This window comes from Streptomyces sp. NPDC002851 (assembly GCF_053591935.1).
This window is the reverse complement of the sequence record NZ_JBSFUT010000056.1, coordinates 1-20,689: the sequence shown is the minus strand read 5'-3', so window position 1 is coordinate 20,689 and position 20,689 is coordinate 1. Positions and strand designations below refer to the sequence as shown.

Below are 20,689 nucleotides of genomic sequence, written 5' to 3'. Positions count from 1 at the left end.
TTGCAAACATGACCACTTGAGTACGGGAGCCGACCATGCACCTCGACCACACCCACGACGGACCCGCCGCCGTCAGCGCCGACGCCCACCGCCCCGACGGGCGGCGCCGCGCGCTGCGCATCGGGCTCGGCGGGCCCGTCGGCTCCGGCAAGACGGCCACGGTCGCGGCGCTCTGCCGGGCGCTGCGCGAGGAGTTCTCGCTTGCCGTCGTCACGAACGACATCTACACCCGCGAGGACGCCGCGTTCCTGCTGCGCGAGGCGGTGCTGCCGCCCGAGCGGATCACCGCCGTGGAGACCGGGGCCTGCCCGCACACCGCGATCCGTGACGACATCTCCGCCAACCTGGAGGCGGTCGAGGACCTCGAGTCCTTCTCTGATAAAGGGGCGGGCCCGCTCGATCTGGTGCTCGTCGAGTCCGGCGGGGACAACCTCACCGCCACCTTCTCCAAGGGCCTGGTGGACTTCCAGATCTTCGTCATCGACGTGGCGGGCGGCGACGACATCCCGCGCAAGGGCGGGCCCGGCGTCACCACCGCCGACCTGCTCGTGGTCAACAAGACCGACCTCGCGCCGTACGTAGGCTCGGACCTGGCGCGGATGGCCCGGGACGCGAAGGAGCAGCGGGCCGAACTGCCCGTCGTCCTCCAGTCGTTGCGCTCCGAGGCGGGCGTGAGCGAGGTCGCCGACTGGGTGCGTGCCCGGCTCGCCGACTGGACCTCGGGGGCCGAACGCGCGGCCCGGTCCGCCGCATGAGCACCCCCGCCGCGGCCGGGGTACGGGCCACCGCGCGGATCGCCGCCCGTGCCGACGGCCGCGGCGGCACCGCGCTGCCCGTCCTGGAGGGCGAGGGCCCGTTCGCCGTGCGCCGTACCCGTGCCGCCGCGGGGGAGGCGCGGGTGACCCTGGTCGGGGCCATGAGCGCGCCGCTCGGCGGCGATCGGCTCGCCGTCGAGGCCACCGCGGAGGCGGGCGCGCGGCTGCACATCGGCTCGGCCGCGGCCACGATCGCGCTGCCCGGGCAGACCGGGGAGCCCGCGCAGTACGACGTACGCCTGAACGTCGCCGAGGACGCGGAACTGCACTGGCTGCCCGAGCAGTTGATCTCGGCGGCCGGGAGCGACCTCCGGGTCAGCACGCGGGTGGACCTCGACCCCGGTGCTCGCCTCGTGCTCCGTGAAGAACTGGTGCTCGGCCGTACCGGCGAGCCGCCCGGCGCGCTCAGGAGCCGGATCACGGTGCGCCGCGCCGGACGGCCGCTGCTCGATCAGGAGTTGGCGTGCGGCCCGGGTGCGCCCGGCGGGTGGGACGGTCCGGCCGTGCTCGCGGGGCATCGCGCGGTGGGTCAACTGATCGTCGTACGCCCGGAGTTCGAGGACGAGCCGGTCGCGGCCCGGATGCTCGACGACGGCGCGGCACTGACCCCGCTGGCCGGTCCGGCCGTTCTCGTCACGGCCGTCGCGGCGGACGGCCTGCGGCTGCGCCGGGTGCTCGACGAGGCGTTGCGGGTGCTCGCCGATCGCTGAACTGCCCGCTCACCTGCCCGCTGAGCGGCACTCGCGCCTCCGGTTATCGGATTGGCAAAGAACACCGGTCGCGTCTGTTGCCAGGGCTCCCTCAACCGACAGGATCCTCTGGACCTGTTCACCCACCTGGGGGAGATTTCCACGTGAGACGCACAACAGTGCTCGGCTCGGCCGGGGCGCTGGTTGCCGGGGCGCTCATAACCACCGCGGTGGTCGTGCCATCGGCGAACGCCGAGAGCGGCCACCGCGCGGAGGCCAGGACCAGCCACCGCACAGACAAGACCGACAAGACCGAGAAGGCCGACAAGGAGGCACGCGGCGTCGCCCTCGCCGCCGCCCGCGCCGCCAAGAAGGGCATCGACTGGAAGGACTGCCCCAAGGACTGGGGCCTGGACAAGCCCATCCAGTGCGGCTGGGTGACCGTGCCCGTCGACTACGCCCGGCCGGACGGCAAGAAAATCAAGATCGCCGTCGACCGCATCGGCAACACCGGCTCCAAGGACGAGCGGCAGGGCTCGCTGCTCTACAACCCCGGTGGCCCCGGCGGCTCAGGGATGCGCTTCCCGGCCCGCGTGACCGGCAAGCAGCCCGTCTGGGAGAAGACCGCCAAGGCGTACGACTTCGTGGGCTTCGACCCGCGCGGTGTGGGCCACTCGGCGCCCATCTCCTGCATGGACCCGCAGGAGTTCGTGAAGGCGCCGAAGCTCGACCCGGTGCCCGACACCGAGGCCGACAAGACCGCCCAGCGCAAACTCGCCGCCGAGTACGCGGCGGGCTGCAAGGAGCGCAGCGGCGCGATGCTGCCGCACATGACCACCCCGAACACCGCACGCGACCTGGACGTCATCCGCGCCGCCCTCGGCGAGAAGAAGCTGAACTACCTGGGCATCTCCTACGGCACCTACCTCGGCGCCGTCTACGCCACCCTCTTCCCCGGGCACGTCCGCCGCATGGTCGTCGACAGCGTCGTCAACCCTGCGCCGCAGAAGATCTGGTACGACGTCAACCTCGACCAGGACGTCGCCTTCCAGACCCGCTGGGAGGACTGGAAGAACTGGGTCGCCAAGCACAACGCCACGTACCACATCGGCGCCACCCCCGAGGCCGTCGAAGAGGCGTGGACCGAGCTGCGCGCGGCCGCCAAGAAGGAGCCGATCGGCGGCGTCGTCGGCCCCGCCGAGCTCGTCGGCTTCTTCCAGAGCGCCCCGTACTACGACTCGGCCTGGACCGAGGTGGCCTCGGTGTGGAGCAAGTACCGCGCCGGTGACGAGAAGGCGCTCGTCGAGGCGGCGGGCCCGGACCTGGCCGACAACAAGGGCAACGCGGCCTCCGAGAACGGCAACGCCGTCTACACGGCCGTCGAATGCACCGACGCCAAGTGGCCCACCAGCTGGGAGAAGTGGGACCGGGACAACACCGAGCTGCACCAGGACCACCCGTTCATGACCTGGGCCAACGCCTGGATGAACCTGCCGTGCGCCACCTGGGGCGTCAAGCAGCAGCGGCCGCTCGACGTGCGGACCGGCAAGGGCCTGCCGCCGGTGCTCATCGTGCAGGCGGAGCGGGACGCGGCCACCCCCTACCCTGGCGCCGTCGAGCTGCACCAGCGCCTCGAAGGCTCCCGCCTGATCACCGAGAAGGACGCGGGCTCGCACGGCGTGACCAGCCTGAAGAACTCCTGCATCAACAAGCGGGTCGACGCGTACCTGCTCAAGGGCAAGACGGGCGACAGCGACGTGACCTGCGGGCCGCACGCCGAGCCGAAGCCTTAAGTGACCGGGGGCGCGTCTTCCGGATCCGACCCGTGCTGTCGGTCGGGTTACCGGATCTGGGGGCTGCGCCCCCAGCGCCCCCCCCATCGGCCTGAAGGGCCTCGTCCTCAAACGCCGAACGGGCTGAGTTGATGCCCCCCTCAGTCGGCCATGCGTACGGCCGCTACCGCTGTTCCTCGGCCTTCACATCGGCCGCGTACCGGTCCACGTACTCCTGGCCGGACAGGCCCAGGATCGCGTACATGATCTCGTCCGTGACCGCGCGCAGCGCCGCCTTCTCGTTCTCCATGCCCGCGTAGCGCGAGAAGTCCAGAGGTTCGCCGAAGCGGATCGTGATGCGCCGGAACCTCGGCAGCTTCTGGCCGGGCGGCTGCGCCTCGAAGGTGCCGATCATCGCGCACGGAATCACGGGTACTCCGGCGCCGAGTGCCATCGCGGCGACGCCGACCTTTCCTTTGTAGAGCCGCCCGTCGTGCGAGCGCGTGCCCTCCGGGTAGATGCCGAGCAACTCGCCCTTGCGGAGCACGCCGAGGCCCTCGCGGATCGCCGCCTTGCCCGCCTCCTTGCCGGAGCGGTCCACCGGGATCTGGCCCACGCTGTGGAAGAACCCGGCCGTAAGGCGTCCCTTGATGCCGGGGCCCGTGAAGTACTCGGCCTTGGCCAGGAAGGTGATCCGGCGCTTGATGATCGCGGGCATCAAGAAGTGGTCCGCGAAGGAGAGATGGTTACCCGCGACGATGGCCGGGCCGCTCTCCGGAATGTGCTCCAGGCCCTCGATCCGGGGCCGGAAGATCAGTCTCAGCAGCGGCCCAAGGAGCACGTACTTGAGCACGTAATAGAACACGGGGTTGACTCCCTAACAAAGCGCCAGCGGTGAGCCGATGGTAATCGCCACCGCCGGAACCGCTCCGCACCCGGGTGAAGACGGAACGGAGACTTCCGGACCGTAGGGTCACCTGGGACGGCATCAGGCCGTCGGCGGACCCCGATCCCCCGCGCGCACCCCCGCCGCGGTCTGCCGTCGTGTCACCTTTCCAAGGAGGGATCGACGTTGGACGAGAAGGTTCTCGACGCTCAGAAGTGGGTCAACGCCACCTACGGCAAGGTCAACGGCTATGTGAAGTGTCCCGAGAACGGCCGTACCGGCTGGTCCACCATGCACGCCCTGACGATGGGCCTCCAGCACGAGCTGGGCATCAGCCCGGTGGTGCCCAGCTGGGGCCCGACCACGCAGAAGAAGGTCGAGGAGCTCGGCGACATCGGCTTCGGCTGGGACACGAACTCAAACATCGTCCGCATCATCCAGCACGGCCTCTTCTGCAAGGGGTACTGGGGAGCCAACGGCTACGGCGGCTACGGCGCCGTCACCACCGAGGCGGTCAAGAAGCTCCGGGTCGACATGGGCTTACCCGACGGCGGGATGGGCACCACCGGTGGCGTCACCACGCCGAAGATCTTCAAGTGTGTCCTGAACATGGACGCGTACATCGTGGTCGACGGCGGCACCGACGAGATCCGCGCCATCCAGCGCTGGCTCAACGGCCGCTACTGGAAGAAGAAGAACTACAGCATCGGCCCCGCCGACGGGATCTACTCCCGTGACGTGCAGAAGGCCCTGATGATCGCCATCCAGTACGAGCTGGGCATCGCCGAACCCAACGGCAACTTCGGCCCAAGCACCCAGGCGGGCCTCAAGGGCAAGAACCTCGGCGAAGGCGACTCCGGGGTCTGGGTCGAGCTGTTCTCCGCCGCCTGCGTGTTCAACTCGCCGGTGCCGAGCGGCGGCAGCGACGACGGTACGCCCACCACCTGGCGCGACACCTACGACGGCAAGCTCACCGAGTGGGTCAAGATCTTCCAGCGGTTCTGCAAGCTGAAGGACACCGGCCGCGCCGACTACCAGACCTGGGCGCAGCTCCTCGTCTCCATGGGCGACGCCGACCGGCCCGCCACCGGCTGCGACACCCGGTTCGAGATCACCGCGCCCCGGGCCAAGTGGCTGCGCGACAACAAGTACGAGGTCGTGGGCCGGTACATCTACGACCCGCCGGGCTCCACCCTGGACAAGGAGATCAAGCCCGGCGAGCTGGAGACCATCTTCGGCCATGGCCTCAAGGTGTTCCCGATCTACCAGGACAACGCCCGCCAGCTCGAGGACTTCACCTACTCCCAGGGCTACCAGCACGCGCTGACCGCCCACAAGCGGGCCGAGAAATACGGCTTCAACCGCGGCACCGTCCTCTACTTCGCGGTGGACTACGACGCCACCAGCGAGGAGATCGACGCGGCGATCGTGCCGTACTTCCACGGCGTGGCCGCCGGTCTCTCGTACCACGGCAAGCGCTATGTGCACGGCGTCTACGGCTCGCGGAACGTGTGCACGGTCGTCAGCCGGGAGACCGGCGCCCGCTTCTCGTTCGTCTCCGGCATGTCGTGGGGCTTCTCCGGCAACCTCGGCTTCCCGATCCCGGCCAACTGGTCCTTCAACCAGATCAAGGAGTTCGAGGCCGGCAGTGGCTCGGACACGTTCGACCTCGACCGTGACGTGGTCTCCGGCGTCGACCCCGGCCAGAGCAGCGTCAACAAGCCGTCCAGCCCGGCCGACGACTTCATCAAGTACGTCGAGACGCTGTACGGGCACGCGCTCGCGTACACCGGCAGCGACCGCAACAAGTCCCAGCTGGTGATGGAGTACATCCGGCACAAGAGGTACGGCGGCGGCGACTGGGACTTCCTGATCGGTGAATACGACGGGAAGTTCATCGAGTACGCCAACAACAAGGGCATGTCCGTGATGACCGACTTCACGGACCCCTACACCGCCCACGACCTGATGGCCGAACACCTCATGGCCTCCGCCAACGGGCACTTCGTCGCCTGGAAGCCGGACAACCCGCGTTCGGTGAACGAGGGCGATGTCGCGGGCTGGGGCGGCGACCTGCTCACCCTCTACGTCGACTGGCGCCGCGAGTCCGAGGAGTTCCCCAACGGCCAGACCTTCGTGCACGAGCGGATGGCCAAGGTCGGGGTCCCCTCCAGCTTCGGGTTCAACGACCTCATCGAGGACGCCGACGCCTGGCTGCTCGCCAAGGCGGTCCGCGACGGCAAGAACATCGTCGAGGCCGTGAAGGACCTCTACAACGGCGGCGGCGGTCTGAAGCGCTTCACCAACTACTGGAACGGACGCTTCAACGGCCGGGCCGAGGACGCCAAGTTCCTCGCCCACAACATCCTGACCGCCTCCGACGACAAGGAGGTCGTGGCCGCCCAGATCGGCCTCGTGGTCGTACGCGGCGGCATCAAGACCCTCCCGGCCATGCTCGGGTACGACGAGCTGGAGCCGTTCGAGCAGGGCTTCGTGGACGTCCTGCTCGCCCGCACCGGAACCGAGGACAGGTGAACGAAGGGACCAGGTTCTGGAAGACCACGCGCGGGGTGTTCGTCCGCGCGTGGAAGCGCCCGGGGTGCTGGATCCTCGCCGCGGTCGTTCTGGTCGGCATCGGGTGCGTGACCTGGTTCGTCGGGGCCTTCTCCGGGGGGCTCGACGTGGGGGAGGCCTGCGCGGAGCGCGGTGTCCGCTACGACGAGGACTACCGGGCCGAGCACTGGCGCGAGCCGTCCCGCTGGTTCCCGCTGCACAACAAGTGCCATGCCGACTACGACCTGGTCCCCGCCTTCGTCAACCCCACGCTCGTCGCCGTCGCCGTGCTGCTCCTCGGCTGTGCCGTGGGGGCCGTCGCGGCGGCGATAGCGTCCCGAACAAGAGGAAAGAGTCGGCAGTGAATCAATCCTCCAAGGACAGCAAGTCCATAGTGAACTCGAAGACCGGTGACGGCGTGACCCTCGCGGAGTTCACGGGCGCACACGAGCAGAACCCGTTCAGCCGGGCCCGGATGCGGGAGCTGACCGCGCTGATGCGCGCCATCGACTCGGACGACGAGTCGCGGTGCGTCGTCCTGTACGGCGGGCCAGGACGCTCCTTCGGCGTGGGCGGCGACTTCAACGAGGTCTCGATGTTCACCGGCGGCGACGAGGTCAACGACTGGATCGACGACATCACCGACCTCTACACGACCATCGCCGCGATCTCCAAGCCGGTGATCGCCGCGGTCGACGGGTACGCCATCGGGGTCGGCCTCCAGATCGCCCTGTGCTGCGACTACCGAGTGGGCAGCGAGAACACCCGGATGGTGATGCCGGAGCTGAAGGTGGGCATCGCGTGCAACTTCGGCGGGTTCATGCTGCGCCACACCGTCGGCACCGCGGTCATGCAGCGGATGCTCTACACCTGCGAGGAGTGGCCCGCCGAACGGGCCCTCGCGGACGGCCTTCTGCACGAGGTGCGACCATCGGGTCAACTCCTCGACCGCGCCCTCGAGTTCGCCCGTACGCTCGCCGGGTACACCCCCGCGGCGGTGCAGGGAACCCGGCCCCGGGTCAACGCCCCCTTCGTGGAGGGCCTGGAGCGGGTCCGTACTGAGGCGAAGGAGTCGCACCGCAGGGCGTTCGCGGCGGGTGAGGCGCAGGCGCGGATGCGGCGCATCATCGGGCAGGGCTGAGCTGACCGAACCGAGCCGAGCCGAGCCGGGTGGGGGGCGGGCCGTGCGGCCCGCCCCCCGTCAGATTCGATGGTGATCGAGCGGGGCGACCGTGCGGCGGAAGTCGTCGAAGCGGGACTCCACCTGCCAGCCGAGACGCCGGTAGAGCGCGAGCGCGGGGGAGTTCTCGGTATCCACGGTCAGGACCATCGCGGTGCGGCCGCGGCGCCGCGCCGCGTCCATCACCCAGGAGAGCAACAGCTGCCCCAGGCCCCGCTTCCGGGCCTCCGGCACGATGCCGATCTGCTGGACGTAGGCCGCCCGGCGGCTCTCCAGCATGCGGTCGGTGATGTTGGCGAAGCCCACGACCGCCCCGTCCGCCTCGAGCAGCGCGCACTGCGCCGGATCGACGCCCGGGGCCGCCTGCCACGCACGTACCCAGGTCGTGAACTCGTCCTCCTGTTTGCCCGCTTCCTCGGCGGAGTAGGCGCGGTTCTTCACCGCGTGAAAGAGGCGCAGGTCCCGCTCGTCGCGCAGCGGCCGCGCCGCCGCCCCGGGAACCGGTTCGGCCGGTGGCAGGCCGTCGTCCAGGGTGACCGCCATGCGGTGGTACGGGTGCGGGGAGCCGAAGCCGCGGGTGTGCAGGGCCGCGCGCGCGGTGTGCTCTCCCTCGGAGACGAAGCAGGACAGCTCCGCCTCCGGGGCCTCCGGGACCTCTGGGGCCTGCGTGGCGTGCACCGACTGTCCTGGATCCCCGGGCCGTTCGGTGAGCAGCTCCCGGCAGCGGTGCTCGGCGAACGAGAGCAGCCTGACGCCGTCGGCCTCGGTGGCACGCGGCCCGAGGACCAGCTCCGCGTTCCACCCCGCGACCCCGGACGTACCGCTCACCCATACCGCGCCGACGGGCTCGCCGTCGGGTCCCGGCAGCAGCCGGGCGTCACGCGGCGGATCGAGCCCGGGGGCGGTGAGGCGCCCCACGATCCACGCCCACGTCGTCTCTTCCCTGCCGAGGGCCGCCCGGTCGCGGGCGCGGGCGAGCCGCCAGATGGTGTCCGCGTGCAGCCCCGGGTCGACCGGGACCGGTGCGGGTTCCCCTGCGACGCCCGATGCCGGAGCCGTCACCGAGTACCGCCGTCGCGCCGGGGGAGCGACCACACGTAACTCACCGCACGGCGCTGGTCCTGGGTGCGGTTCTCGGACGACGTGTGCGCGGCGAAGCCGGTGAACAGGACGCCCGAGCCCGCCTTCCTGGGGATCGTCACCGGGGTCAGGTCCGGCCACAGCCCGGCGACGTCGAGGCTGGGCTCACGCGGGGAGGCGAACAGGTCGTCGGGGTCGATGCCGTCGGGCTGGTGCAGGACCTTGCCGCGGTGCGAACCGGGCAGGAACCGCAGACAGCCGTTGTCCTCGCGGGCGTCGTCCACCGCGATCCAGATGGTGTAGACGTCCTCGTACTTCTCGTAGAACTCGTCCTTCAGGAACAACGCGTCCTGGTGCCACGGCTTTTCGGATCCGACCTCGGACGGCTTGGCCCACAGGAACGTGTCGTAGAAGTCCCCGGCGACGCCGTGCAGCGGGCGCACCACGTTCTCGTTGAGGCCGAGCAGCTCGGGCACGGCGCCCAGGTCCTTGGAGCGCTCATGGGCCGAGCCCACGACGCGCACCTTGCCGGGGAGCACTTCCTTGCCCGCGGCCCGCGCGGCCCAGCCGCCGCCCTCGCCCTCGGCCTCCAACTGCCAGCCGTAGGTGCTGTACCGCATGTTCATGGTCTGCTGGATCAGTTCGTCGCAGCCCCGGCGCATGATCTCCAGGACGGATTCGGGGACCAGGTCGTCGAGGAGTATGACGCCGCGTTCCTCCAGTTCGCCGGCGAGGTCTGCTATCGGCTGGCTGAGTCGCATCGGCTCCACCTTTCGCAAAGGTGCGGGGTGTGCTGTTCGCAAGCAGCACGACTATGTGCAGGACGCCGAGTCAGCGGCAACGGGAGATCGGAAGTCGGTTCGGAACCGGCCTCAAATGGCATAGGCATGAGGGGGGCGGGAGCCGTCCGCGGCTTCTAGAGTTTCGTGGGGAGTAGGCGTAGACGTCGTCGGGGGTCGGCAGGTATGCGTGCGATGGAAGGCACGGCACGGGACACGGACCGGGCCACCGCCTCGGCCGTCATCATCGACTGGGGCGGCGTGCTGACCCAGCCCTTCCGGGAAGGTATCGCCCCGTGGGCCGCCGCCGAGGCCGTGGACGCGGAGGAGTTCCACGCCCTCCTGGGACGGCTGCTCGGGCCCGGCGCGGAGGCAAGCCGCGAGGCCGGACTCTTCCACCAAGTGGAGCGGGGCGACCTGCCGGTGGCCGACTTCGAGGCCGCCCTGGCCGGACTGATCCGCCGCACCGACGGGACACACCCCGTCGCCCAGGGCCTGGTGCAGCGGATGTTCGCGCACTTCTCCGTGGCACCGGAGATGGCCGGGCTGCTGCGCGGGCTGCGCGGTGCGGGGATCCCGGTGGCCCTGCTGTCCAACTCCTGGGGCCATACGTACGACCGCCGCGGCTGGACCGAGCTGTTCGACGCGGTGGTGATCTCCTGCGAGGTCGGCATGCGCAAGCCGGAGCCGGAGATCTTCCGGCACACCGCGGGCCTGCTCGGCCGGGACCCCGAGGACTGCGTGTTCGTGGACGACCTGGGCAGCAACGTCCGCGCCGCCCAGGCCCTCGGTATGACCGGCGTCCAGCACCGCACCCCGACGGAGACGGAGACCGCGCTTACGCCGTTGCTGCGCCGCTAGAGGCTCGTCCCGGGACGTCGGACGGGCCGAGTTGCTGCCGCACCGGCGTGCCCACCTGCCGCAACCGGCTCACCAGCGCGTCAAGGCGGTGCTCGGCCGGTCCGGTGCAGACCAGAAGGCGGCGGGCGACGTCCGAGAGCGAGGTGCCGCGGGCCGTGCTGTGCACGAGCGGCAGGCCGCTGCTCACTTCCAGGCGGTGAATGCGCCGGGTCAGCGCGGGCTGGGTGACCATCAGCGCGTCGGCCGCGCGGTTGAGGCTGCCGATCCGGTCGATGACGCGGAGCAGATGCAGATGCTCCGCCTCGAAGCGGGCGCTGGGGCCCGCGCGGGTCCAGTCGAGTTCGGAGAGGAGCACGGGGCGCAGGCCGGTCAGGGACGGGCCGGTCTCGGTGCGGGGGCGCAGCGGGCCGACGAACGCACTGCGGACCGGCGTCGGCTCGGCGAGGGCGGAAGCGGCGGCGGGGTCGTGTTGCGCGGCCCGCTGGACGTATAACGCCCTGAGCCAGGCGCAGAGTTCGAGGGTGAGCGGCAGCGGCACGGCGAGCTGGTCCACCGCCAGGCAGAGCCGTCGGACCAGCTTCTGCCGCAGTGGCCGGAGCACCAGACTGGTCTCGTGCTCGCGTTCCGTGGAGACGGGGGAGACCAGGGCGGCGCCGTAGCCGCGGCCGACCAGGTCGAGGGCCGCGCTCTGCGAGCGGACCGTGAAGCTGACGCGCGCGGACGGGATGATCCGGGAGAAGGCCCGACCCTGGTCGTCGCCGGAGTCGCCGCCGACGACGGCCACCCATTCGGCGTCGGCGAGGTCGTGCAGGTCGAGGATGTCCCGCCTGGCGAGCGGATGGTCGCGGTGCAGGGCGACCCACTGCGGTTCCTGGACGACGGTGCGGACGACGGTGTCGCCGCGCTGTACCGCCCTGCGGTCGGTCTCCCAGCCGAAGGCGGCGTCCACGGCGTACCGCTCGAAGCGCTGCCATACGTCGTGGCAGTCGCCGGGCACGAGGTCGAACACCACCTCGGGGAACCGGTCCGCGAGGTCTCGGCCCATGCCGTACGCCCAGGCCATGCCCACCGCGAACTGCACGACCGGAAGGCGGTCGCCCACGTTGGCATCGTGGTGGGCGGTGGCGATGGCGAAGTCGATCGCGCCGAGCAGCCGCCGCCCGGCGTGCAGCAGGGCATGTCCGGCTTCCGTGGGTTCGGTTCCGGTGGAGCTGCGGGACACGAGTGGCGTGCGCAGCCGCCGCTCCAGTTTGATCAGTCGCCGGCTGGCGGAGGACTGCGTCATCCGTCCGCCGCGTTCCACCGCGTGCAGGCTCCCGTGGTCGGAGACCGCCTGAAGAAGTGCCACATCCGAACGGCGCAGGTCGAACACCTGGATTCCTCCCCCGTGGCCGAGCCGGGCCTGGTCCACCTAGGACCCGCCTCCTCCCGCGGCCCCGTCGTGTGCCCCGCGGGATACACCTCTCATTACAGTACGTCCGTTCGGGCCAACAACGCGGAGACTTCAGGGAGTTGGCCGGATCGCTCGGTTCGACTGTCCCGGTTCGGACGGTTCGGACGGTTCGGACGGGGCGGTACGGGGCGACGGTTCGGCGGCGCGTGGGAAGCAGACCGCCGCGGCGATCGCGGCGAGACCGAGCACGGCCGAGCCGATGAACACGGCGCGGTAGGAAGCGGCGGCCGGATATCCGGACGCGGTCGTCGTCACGGCCAGGACCATGGCGCTGACCTGAACGCCGAAGGAGCCGCCGAGATTACGGAGCACGCTGTTGACGCCCACCGTGACCGCCGTCGTACCGCTCGGTGACGCCGCGGAGAGGAGCTCCGCCATGGTGCCGCCCTGGAGACCGGTGGCGAGGCCGATCAGCGCGGTGCCCAGGGCGAGGCCGGGGACGGTGCCCGGCAGTACGGCGAACACGGCCGGGGCGGCCGCGAAGAGCACGGTGCTGGTGATCAGCACGGCCCGCGGCATGACCCGCCCGGACTGCCGCAGCCAGCCCGCGAACAGCCCGGCGGCCAGGGTGCCGATCTGCATCGGCAGCATCACCGCGACCAGGGTGGCGCCGTTGGCGGACAGGCCGTAGCCCGTCTCCCGCGGGGCGTCGGCGAGCGCCGCCGCGAGGACGCCCGTCTGGAACATCACGGCCCCGCCGAGCATGCTCACCACGTTCAGGGTCCACAACGGACGGCGGCTGAGGAGCCGGGTGTCGAGCACCGGGGCCGGAGCCTTCCGCTCCACGCGTACCAGCACGGCGCACCCCACCGCCCCGGCCACCAGAAGCGCCGCCCCGCCCACCGAACCGAGCCCCTCCCGGCCGTACCAGGTCAGCGCGAGGAGCAGACAGGCGCTGACCGCGCTGAGCAGCAGCAGACCGGGCACGTCCACCCGCGTCCCGCTCCGCCGCGGCGTCTCGGGCAGCACCAGCGCGCCCGCCACGCAGAGGGCCGCGGCAAGCACCGCGGCGATCACGAACAGCCAGCGGAACGCCGGGGCACCCCCGCCGAACACGCCGACGAGCACGATGCCGAGACCGCCGCCGGTCCCGAAGGACGCGGAAAGCACACCGCTGGGCCCGGCCAGGGACCGGTCCGGGAAGCCCTCCCGCAACAGCCCTATGGCGAGCGGGAAGAGCCCGGCCGCGATGCCCTGCACCAGGCGCGCGATGAGCAGCACGGCGAACGTCTCGGCGAGCGCCGCCGCCACCCCGGACACCACCAGGACGACCAGGACGCCGAGCAGCACCGCGCGCCTGCCGTACAGGTCACCGAGGCGCCCCACCACGGGCGTGGCGACACAACCGACCAGGAGATGGCCGGAGATGATCCAGGCCGCGTCGGCGCCGGAGACCCCGAAGGCGCGCTGGATCTGCGGCAGCAGCGTGGCGACGCCGAGCTGAAGCAGCGCGAAGAGCGCGCACGCACCCGCGAGCACGCCCACCGCGACGCGCCGCGCGGCGTCAGCGTTCACCGCCGCTCACTGAGCGCGGGCTCCGCCAGCGGGGTCACCTCGGCCGACTCGAAGCTGTGACAGAAGTGGCCCATGCGCGCCACCGGATAACTGGTGCCGATCGCCGCCATCGTGTACGCCTTCAGGTCACCGGGCACCGGACGGTACCGCCCGTTCGCGCCGAAGCCCTGGTCGCGGTAGGTCACTTGGACCCGGCGCGGATCCAGGGGGCCACCGGTGAAGTAGCCGGGCCAGTCGTGCTCGTACTCGGCGCTCTTGCCCTGCTCGGGGTCGTACTCCGGGCGCAGCATGACGTCACGCTGGAACGTGAGCACGTCCTCCAGGCGGGCATCGCGGTCGGGGTGCAGGTTCAACGTCGCGAGATACTCGCGCAGTTCGGCGTGGAACCGCTCGAAGTCGGTGGCGATGCGCAGCCAGCCCCAGTTGTCGATGGTCCAGCCGCGGCGCTTGCCGTACCGGGCGAGGTCGGCGGCCATGTCGGGCTGGCTGGCCACCAGGTTGGCGAGGGGCAGTGTCGGTATGTCGATGTAGTCCTGGTAGAGGCTGCGCATCCGCAGGTAGAGGGAGCCGAGGACGGTGTCCGGGCGGCCGGTGAAATAGTTCTGCAGGCCCTCGTAGAAGCGGGTGTAGTCGATCTCGTGCTCCTGCCGCAGGAAGATCGACAGATAGCGGGTGTAGCAGCCGTTGTGCAGGAACTGCACGGCCTGGATGAAGCTGAAGCTCTCCACCCAGGCGTCCCGGGGCATGGCGTTGGTCTCCATCACCATGTCCACGGTCTCCGCCTCGTCGTCGGGCGTGCCGGGGCGCTCCACGTACATCCGCTTCGGGACGGTGCGAAGCCCGTACGTCTCGATCTTCTCCGGGGTGTTGAGCGGCGCGTTGGGCAGGATGCCCAACTCGTAGACCCGCAGGTCCTCGTGGTTGCCCGCTTCGAGGAGCGAGCCGATGCCGTCGCGGAACGAGCGGGCGGTCTCCAGGGGCAGGCCGAGGATCAGCTCGGTGTAGGTGTGGATGTTCTCCGCCGCGTAACGCTGCTGGAGCTTGCGGTAGTTGTCCAGGCCGATGTTCTTGCGGTCGATGGCCTCCAGGACGTCCATGTCGGTGGACTGCATCGACAGGGTGGTGCCCATCAGGAGATCGGCGTCGTGCCAGGTCTTGCTGATGTCGAAGACCCGGTCGTTGGAGTTCTTGGCGAAGTTGACCCGGATCTGCCGGGGCGCGCTCAGGTCCGCGCGGGCATCCGCGAGGGCGTGCGCGATCTCCAGGTCGCGCGGCATGATGCCGAAGTTGGCGTCGCAGATGAACAGGTCTTCCACGTCGTGGCGGGCGAACCACTCGATCTCGTCCTGCAGGCGTTCGTCCTCGAACTTCCGCAGCGCGCTCATCGTCGCCGAGCCCCAGTCGCAGAACGCGCAGGAGTATGGGCAGCCGCGGTTGGTCTCCCACAGGGCGTAGAAGCGAAGCCCGCGCTCCCGGCAGGTGGCCACGGCCCCGTCCATCACCCCGAGGAGATACGGGCTCGGGGTGTCGATCAGGCGCGGCAGCCGCTTGGCCTTGCGCCCGGCGACGGCCTCGGTGCCGCGGCGCACGGAGACGCCCGGCACGGCGGTGTAGTCGGGCCTGTCGTTCAGGCGCTCCACGAGGATCTCCCGGAACGCCACCTCGCCCTCGCCGTGCGCGATCACGTCCACGTACGGATGCTGCGTGAAGAAGTCCCCGGGCCGGTCCGGGACATGGGGCCCGCCCGCCACCACGAGCACGTCCGGGTGCCGCTCCTTGACCAGCTTCGCCACCTTCATCTGGCGGCGGAAGTTCCACACGTAACAGGACAGGGCCAGGACGTCGGGCTCGACGATGCCGTCGGCCATCTCCTGGACCGGTGCGACCAGGAAGGCCGGCTCCTGGAAGTCGTAGGCGGCGGCGATGCGCTGGTCCTGCTCCGCGTACGTGCGCAGCAGACCGGCCACCAGCGGGAGAAAGGGAAACGCGTTGAGGCCGATGAAGTACACCTTGCGGCCGCTGCTTGCGCGTTCGGCGGACATGCTGGTCACGGCTCCTCGTTGTCGGACTGTCTCGGGGTGGCACCCGCCGTTCGTCCCGTGCTCGGTTCATCCCGTGCTCGGGACTCGCTCCGGCTCTCTGGGGCGCGACCAGTCCGCGCCGTCGCGAATGGTGCGGAGCATCTCGTCGAAGGCGCTGTCGTCGGAGTAGTAGAAGACCGAGGGGTCCTCGCCGGAGGTGACCCCGGGCGTGGACCGGGCGCTGGCCCCCGCGAGCAGGTCGGCGAGCCGGTGGTAGAAGCGCTCGAGCGGCAGCCGGGTGGGGAACAGCGTGTGGTAGCAGTCGAACAGCTCGGGGTCGTCGCTGATCAGCTCGGACCGGCTCTCGTCGTACAGGTCGGTGCCTGGCAGCGGGGTGAGCACCGAGAAGCTCGGCATGTCCACCTGGAGCTCTTCCACGGTCCGGCCGAGCCGGGCGAAGTCGTCGTCGAGCCAGTTGGGCTGGACGATGAAGTTGGCCCGCACCCGCACCCCGTTGCTGTGGAACAGGTCGAGGGCGCGCCGGGTCTGGTTGGGGTCGGTGCCCTTGCGGTAGCCGGACAGCTCCTCGTCGGTCATCGACTCGGCGCCGACCAGGACGGAGTCCAGGCCGATCTCGGCCCAGCGGGCGATCACATCGGGGCGGCGCAGGGCCGTGTCCGTGCGCACGTACATGTGGAACTTCTTGCGGAACCCGGCCTTGTCGATGGCGTCGGCGAGCTCCATCATCCGGGCCGACTGGATGAACGCCTCGTCGTCCACCACGTACAGGTTCTGGCCCTCGATGTCCGCGATCTCGGCGAGCACCCGGTCGATGTCCTTGACCAGGTAGCGGCGGTCCGTCATCCGCCACAGCGAACAGAAGTGGCAGGTGTACGGGCAGCCCGCGGTGAAGCGGATCAGGGACACCGGCCGGTACACGGAGTGGAAGTAGTCCTGGCGGTGGTGGGAGAGCAGCGAACGGTCCGGCATCGGCAGGTTGTTGAGCGCGGCGGGCTTCGGCCGGGTGTCGCGCTCCAGACCGGTACGTGCGTCGTACGGTGCCAGGCCCGGCACATGCGTCGGGGTGCGGCCCGCCTCCAGCTCCCTGGCGAGATGGCTCAGCGGAGCGCCGCCCTCGCCCGCCACGACCCAGTCGGCGGAGAACCCGTTCAACCACTCGGCCGACACCGTCGGATGGTGGCCGCCCAGGACGATCGGCACCTCGGGCCACACCCGCCGCACCTGGTGGCTCACCTCGCGGGAGACCCGGACGCTGGTGGTGTACGGGATGGCGACGCCGACCAGGTCCGGGGGCGCGTGGGTGAGCGCGTACTGCTCCAGTGGCTCATCGAGCCGCAGATCGTGAATGGTCACGTCGTGGTCGCCGCGCAGCGCGCCGCCGAGGTACTCGAGCGGTAGCGGTTCGCAGCAGCTCAGCCGGTCGCTGAGGAGGGCTCGCTCGTTACGAGGCCACACCAGCAAGACCCTCATCGGATCCCTCCCTGTCGTCGGTCCCGGACGGTGTCTCTTCTGCGCTGCGCGCCGACGGTCCCGCGCTGTGCGCGGACGGGTCCGCGCCCTGCGGCGTCGCCCCGACGCTCCGGAAGACATCGGTCGCGAGCGCGTGCAGCCGTTCGGCCTGGACGGCCGGGTCCTCGCTGCCGAGCGCGGCCGCGAACATCCGGCTCATGGCCGAGCCCTCGTGGATGCCGAGCTTGGGCCGCCAGGCCACCTCGTGCGGCAGCACCTCGGCGGCCGCGCGGCGCAGCACCCACTTCGCCGTGCCCTCACGGACCTTGAGGCGGCCGCGGATGCCGAGGGCCGCCGCCATCACCTCGCGGGTCCAGTACGGGTAGCGGACGACGGTGCCGCGGGCGTCGGCGAAGGCGGGGCTGAACTCGTTGCTCCGGGCGGTCGCGGCGGTCTGGTGGACCACCGCACGCTCGATGTCCGCCTCGCCGCCGGTGCCGCCGAGCCCGGCGAACAGCAGGTCGGCGCCGTAGCCGGAGAGCAGCACCTGGCGGCGGTCGGTCGCGGTGTGGTCGAGGAGGAAGCAGGCGGGCGCGGCGATCTGCAGCGTGAGCAGGTCCCAGGTCTCCAGGGCGCGGATCATGCCGGGCAGCAGCTCGGACAGCTCGTCCGGGCCGAAGAGCACCTCCTCGTGCTTGCTGCCGAGCCGCGTGGCGAGCTGGGCGGCGGGCTCGAACTCGTCGCCGAACGGCGTGCCCACGGTGTACGTGCGCACCGTCGCCCCGGTCGCCTCGCGCGCCGTGAGCGCCGCGACCGTGGACGAGTCGACGCCGCCGCTGAGCAGCACGCCGACGTCGTCGAGCCCTGCGGCGAGCCGCGCCACCGACGAGCCGAGCGCGTCCCGCACGGCCCGCACCGACGTCTCCGGGTCGGTCGCCGTCGGCCTGTCCGGCAGCGGATGCAGCCGCCGTACCGAGACGGGTGTGGTGTCGTACGCCTCCACCGTGAGCGTCACCGCAGAGCTCGCCGGAACCGCCGTCACGCCCGCGAACCGGCCGCCGGGCAGCAGCGCTTGCTCCGCGCGGCCCAGGACCGGCGGCGAGCCGAGGTGCGCAAGTACGGCCCCCGCGGACGTGGCGACCAGGAGCGCGTCGTCGGCGCCGCGGGCGTAGTGCAGCGGCACGGTGGCGCCGACGTCGCTCCACAGCGTGGCCCGGCCGTCGCGGATCAGTACGGCACAGAAGCGCGCGTAACATCGCTCGGTCCAGGCGAACAGGACGTCGAGCGGCGCGCCCTGCGGCGGGCTCTCCTCGACCAGCCGGTCACCGTGCACCACGAGCGCGTCCGCGCCGCGCCGCGACACCAGCGTGCTCAACCCCTGTCCGGTGCCCAGGTGTTCGACCTCGGTGGCGTCGCTTCGGCAGCGCAGCAGGAATCCGGCCATGTCAGTAGACCCCCTCGACTCGACGGCCCTCGGTGAACTCCGGGCTGTACGGATCGCCCAGCCACGCCCAGGGCCAGCGCTCCGCGGCGACGCCGTACGGCCGGACCCGGCGGGCCCGGTCGCGCTCCAAGAACCCGGGGAGCAGCGCGTCGTCGGTGAGCCGCCACACCCGTACGCGGCCGTCCTCGCCGTACGGGACCTCGGTGCCGTGGTCGTCGATGACGTCGAGGGCGATATGCGGCTGGCAGGGCACGTACACCACTTGGTAGTCGTCCTCGGCCTCGAACGGCTTCTGCCAGCTGATCCCCGTGGTGGAGGTGCCGTACATGCCGACCACCGGCGCGCCGGGGAAGAACTCCTCGCGCAGCTGGCGGTGCGTATCGGGATCCATGGTGGTCCCGGCGTGCACGATGGCCCGCACGCTGGACAGGGCCTCGGTGCCGAGCCGTTCGGGCAGCATGTCGAGCAGCCGGGAGGTGCAGAAGAGCACCCCGACGTCCTGGGCCCGGACCACTTCCGCCACTTGGTCCCAGATGTGCTGCACGTACCGGTCGTACGCGGCCGTCATGCCCTCCTCGCCGAAGATCTTCACGATCCGCGGGTCGAGGTCGACGGAGAAGCACATGCCGCCGCGGCGCTCCGCGAACGCGACGACGAGACGGCCGGTGGTGTGCGGCCCCATGGGGCCGATGAACAGCCAGTTGCAGTCGCGCGGTACGCCGTGCAGATCGAGGAACTCATCGGAAAAGTCCAGGATGTCGGTCCAGTAGCGGGCGCCCCACGTGCCGTGCTTGGCCGGGCCCGTGGTGCCGCCGGTCTGCGCGGCCCACAGCGGGCCCGCTTCGGCGAGTACCGACCGCGGCACGAAGTTCTCCAGCGGGGTCCGCCGCGAGGCCTCCTCGAAGTGCAACTGGTCGGGCCCGTCGCGCAGCCCGATCAGGGTGCAGGCGTCCTGCCAACCGCGCACCTTCTCCAGGGCGTTGGTGCCCTGCCGCCGGTCGCGCTCCAGCCAGTAGGGGGTGCCCTGCTGCGGATCGAAGTGGAGGCGGACGGCCCGGCGCACGTCCTCATCGGTGATCGGCCGGAGCCTCGACTCGCTCGGACTGAGCATGGTGGCGGATCCCTCTCCTCTGCTGACGTCCCGGCCGGTCACGCGGCGGTACCGGGGAGAACGGCCTTCTTCTTGAACAGGAAGTCGGCGAGATAGCCCTCGTGCGGATCACACGGGTGGTAGCCGCGGTCGAACTCCTCGCCGCCGAAGACCTTGTCGACGCCCGGCTCCTCGGCGAGCGCCCGCACCAGCCCGTCGGCCTCGCCCACGACGGACACGATCAACGAACCGGCACAGGCCGCGACCGCCTTCGACCGCGGCACATGCGCCACCGCGACGAACGGGAACGGCAGTTCCGTCCCGAACAGCGGCGAGCCCGGGTCGACGAGCAGCACCGTCGGCCGCAGATACGCCGTCCCGTCCAGGTCCATGCGGAGCGGCACCCCCGTCACGTCCTCCGTGACGTCGACCGCCCCGGCCGCGATCTCCCGCTCGATCCGCTGCGCGAGCGCGTCCCGGACCCGGCGGTCCGGGAAGGCGGGCACCGACGCCTTCGGATCGTCGAGCGGCAGCACCGGACGCGCGGCGAACTCCGCGGCGAGCAGCCGCGCGGCCTCGTCGGCAGCACCGAGGACCGCGAGGGAGCTGATGTTGGTGCACAGGCGCCCGCAGCCGTTGAACGCCTCCCGGGCAAGCCGCTCCCAGGCACCCTGCGGGGGCCGCGCGCCCACCACCGCCCGGCTGCGGCCGAAGTGGTACGTCTTGACCTTGCCCGGCGGCAGATCGGTGGGCAACTCCTCGCCCGGCCACAGGACTTGATCGGCCAGGCGGCGCAGCGCCGGGGCATCGCCGTGCACCAGCGACACCGCGTGCTCGGGCAGCCCGGCCGCGTACAGCGCCTCGGTGACCAGGTACGGGGTGAACGGGTCGGCGGGCGAGGTGCTCAGGAGCACCGGGCGGCGGGCGGCAAGCGCCTGGAGCCACTCGATGTTGATGGTGGGGAAGTTGCCGGGCACCCGCACGAGCCGGGGCGCGGCGCAGATGCGGCACCACGAAGACCCACGCCTGGACGCGCAGCCGGTGCAGGAAGTCCGCGAGGTACGGGTTGCCGAACAGGCCG

General features: G+C 70.9%; 17 protein-coding genes. 7 read left to right on the top strand and 10 right to left on the bottom strand.

Features of this window, described 5'->3' with window-relative positions:
• Nucleotides 1-35 precede the first annotated feature (35 nt).
• The 3 genes from ureG (at nucleotide 36) to ACWD10_RS35755 (ending at nucleotide 3,297) form a co-directional block, all read left to right on the top strand.
• Entirely contained in the window at nucleotides 36-755 is a 720-nt protein-coding gene (gene ureG, locus ACWD10_RS35765; protein WP_451097868.1) for an urease accessory protein UreG, read from the top strand.
• Nucleotides 752-1,525 carry an urease accessory protein UreD gene (locus tag ACWD10_RS35760; RefSeq protein WP_451097867.1) on the top strand — a complete coding sequence of 258 codons (774 nt, stop codon included), beginning with the start codon at nucleotides 752-754 and terminating at the stop codon, nucleotides 1,523-1,525. The genes ureG and ACWD10_RS35760 overlap by 4 nt, the downstream gene beginning before the upstream one ends.
• A 143-nt stretch (nucleotides 1,526-1,668) precedes the next feature.
• Nucleotides 1,669-3,297: an alpha/beta hydrolase gene (locus tag ACWD10_RS35755; RefSeq protein WP_451097866.1), complete on the top strand. Its 1,629-nt coding sequence runs from the start codon at nucleotides 1,669-1,671 to the stop codon at nucleotides 3,295-3,297.
• 163 nt (nucleotides 3,298-3,460) lie between these two features.
• On the opposite strand, the gene ACWD10_RS35750 is transcribed toward ACWD10_RS35755, so the two are convergent.
• Nucleotides 3,461-4,141, bottom strand: a complete 681-nt coding sequence (locus tag ACWD10_RS35750; protein WP_451097865.1) for a lysophospholipid acyltransferase family protein — start codon at nucleotides 4,139-4,141, stop codon at nucleotides 3,461-3,463.
• 207 nt (nucleotides 4,142-4,348) lie between these two features.
• Between ACWD10_RS35750 and ACWD10_RS35745 the strand changes: the two genes are divergently transcribed.
• Genes ACWD10_RS35745 through ACWD10_RS35735 form a run of 3 tightly spaced genes read left to right on the top strand, consistent with a single transcriptional unit; the run spans nucleotide 4,349 to nucleotide 7,856 of the window.
• Entirely contained in the window at nucleotides 4,349-6,697 is a 2,349-nt protein-coding gene (locus tag ACWD10_RS35745; protein ID WP_451097864.1) for a glycoside hydrolase domain-containing protein, read from the top strand.
• Complete coding sequence (locus ACWD10_RS35740) at nucleotides 6,694-7,080, top strand: hypothetical protein (protein ID WP_451097863.1); 387 nt, start codon at nucleotides 6,694-6,696, stop codon at nucleotides 7,078-7,080. Before ACWD10_RS35745 ends, ACWD10_RS35740 begins: the two co-directional genes overlap by 4 nt.
• On the top strand, nucleotides 7,077-7,856 hold the full coding sequence (locus ACWD10_RS35735; protein WP_451097862.1) for an enoyl-CoA hydratase/isomerase family protein: 780 nt from the start codon (nucleotides 7,077-7,079) through the stop codon (nucleotides 7,854-7,856). The genes ACWD10_RS35740 and ACWD10_RS35735 overlap by 4 nt, the downstream gene beginning before the upstream one ends.
• Nucleotides 7,857-7,916: 60 nt before the next feature.
• On the opposite strand, the gene ACWD10_RS35730 is transcribed toward ACWD10_RS35735, so the two are convergent.
• Entirely contained in the window at nucleotides 7,917-8,957 is a 1,041-nt protein-coding gene (locus tag ACWD10_RS35730) for an N-acetyltransferase family protein (protein WP_451097861.1), read from the bottom strand.
• Nucleotides 8,954-9,736 carry a phytanoyl-CoA dioxygenase family protein gene (locus tag ACWD10_RS35725; protein ID WP_451097860.1) on the bottom strand — a complete coding sequence of 261 codons (783 nt, stop codon included), beginning with the start codon at nucleotides 9,734-9,736 and terminating at the stop codon, nucleotides 8,954-8,956. Before ACWD10_RS35725 ends, ACWD10_RS35730 begins: the two co-directional genes overlap by 4 nt.
• A 204-nt stretch (nucleotides 9,737-9,940) precedes the next feature.
• Between ACWD10_RS35725 and ACWD10_RS35720 the strand changes: the two genes are divergently transcribed.
• Entirely contained in the window at nucleotides 9,941-10,615 is a 675-nt protein-coding gene (locus ACWD10_RS35720) for an HAD family hydrolase (protein WP_451097859.1), read from the top strand.
• On the opposite strand, the gene ACWD10_RS35715 is transcribed toward ACWD10_RS35720, so the two are convergent.
• From ACWD10_RS35715 to ACWD10_RS35685, 7 genes are all read right to left on the bottom strand, one after another.
• On the bottom strand, nucleotides 10,593-12,026 hold the full coding sequence (locus ACWD10_RS35715) for a LysR family transcriptional regulator (protein WP_451097858.1): 1,434 nt from the start codon (nucleotides 12,024-12,026) through the stop codon (nucleotides 10,593-10,595). The two genes, ACWD10_RS35720 and ACWD10_RS35715, sit on opposite strands and share 23 nt — an antisense overlap.
• A gap of 93 nt (nucleotides 12,027-12,119) precedes the next feature.
• Nucleotides 12,120-13,583 carry an MFS transporter gene (locus ACWD10_RS35710; RefSeq protein ID WP_451097857.1) on the bottom strand — a complete coding sequence of 488 codons (1,464 nt, stop codon included), beginning with the start codon at nucleotides 13,581-13,583 and terminating at the stop codon, nucleotides 12,120-12,122.
• Nucleotides 13,580-15,625 (bottom strand): B12-binding domain-containing radical SAM protein, encoded by a 2,046-nt coding sequence (locus ACWD10_RS35705; RefSeq protein WP_451097856.1) that lies wholly within the window; start codon nucleotides 15,623-15,625, stop codon nucleotides 13,580-13,582. The genes ACWD10_RS35710 and ACWD10_RS35705 overlap by 4 nt, the downstream gene beginning before the upstream one ends.
• A gap of 66 nt (nucleotides 15,626-15,691) precedes the next feature.
• Nucleotides 15,692-17,095, bottom strand: coding sequence for a B12-binding domain-containing radical SAM protein (locus ACWD10_RS35700; protein WP_451097855.1), 1,404 nt, complete (start codon nucleotides 17,093-17,095; stop codon nucleotides 15,692-15,694).
• The gene (locus ACWD10_RS35695) at nucleotides 17,067-18,518 is read right to left on the bottom strand and encodes an asparagine synthase-related protein (protein ID WP_451097854.1); all 1,452 of its coding nucleotides are present in this window, start codon (nucleotides 18,516-18,518) and stop codon (nucleotides 17,067-17,069) included. Before ACWD10_RS35695 ends, ACWD10_RS35700 begins: the two co-directional genes overlap by 29 nt.
• 1 nt (nucleotide 18,519) lies before the next feature.
• Nucleotides 18,520-19,629, bottom strand: coding sequence for an AMP-binding protein (locus ACWD10_RS35690; protein WP_451097853.1), 1,110 nt, complete (start codon nucleotides 19,627-19,629; stop codon nucleotides 18,520-18,522).
• A gap of 38 nt (nucleotides 19,630-19,667) precedes the next feature.
• Entirely contained in the window at nucleotides 19,668-20,585 is a 918-nt protein-coding gene (locus tag ACWD10_RS35685; RefSeq protein ID WP_451097852.1) for a hypothetical protein, read from the bottom strand.
• Between the last annotated feature and the right edge of the window lie 104 nt (nucleotides 20,586-20,689).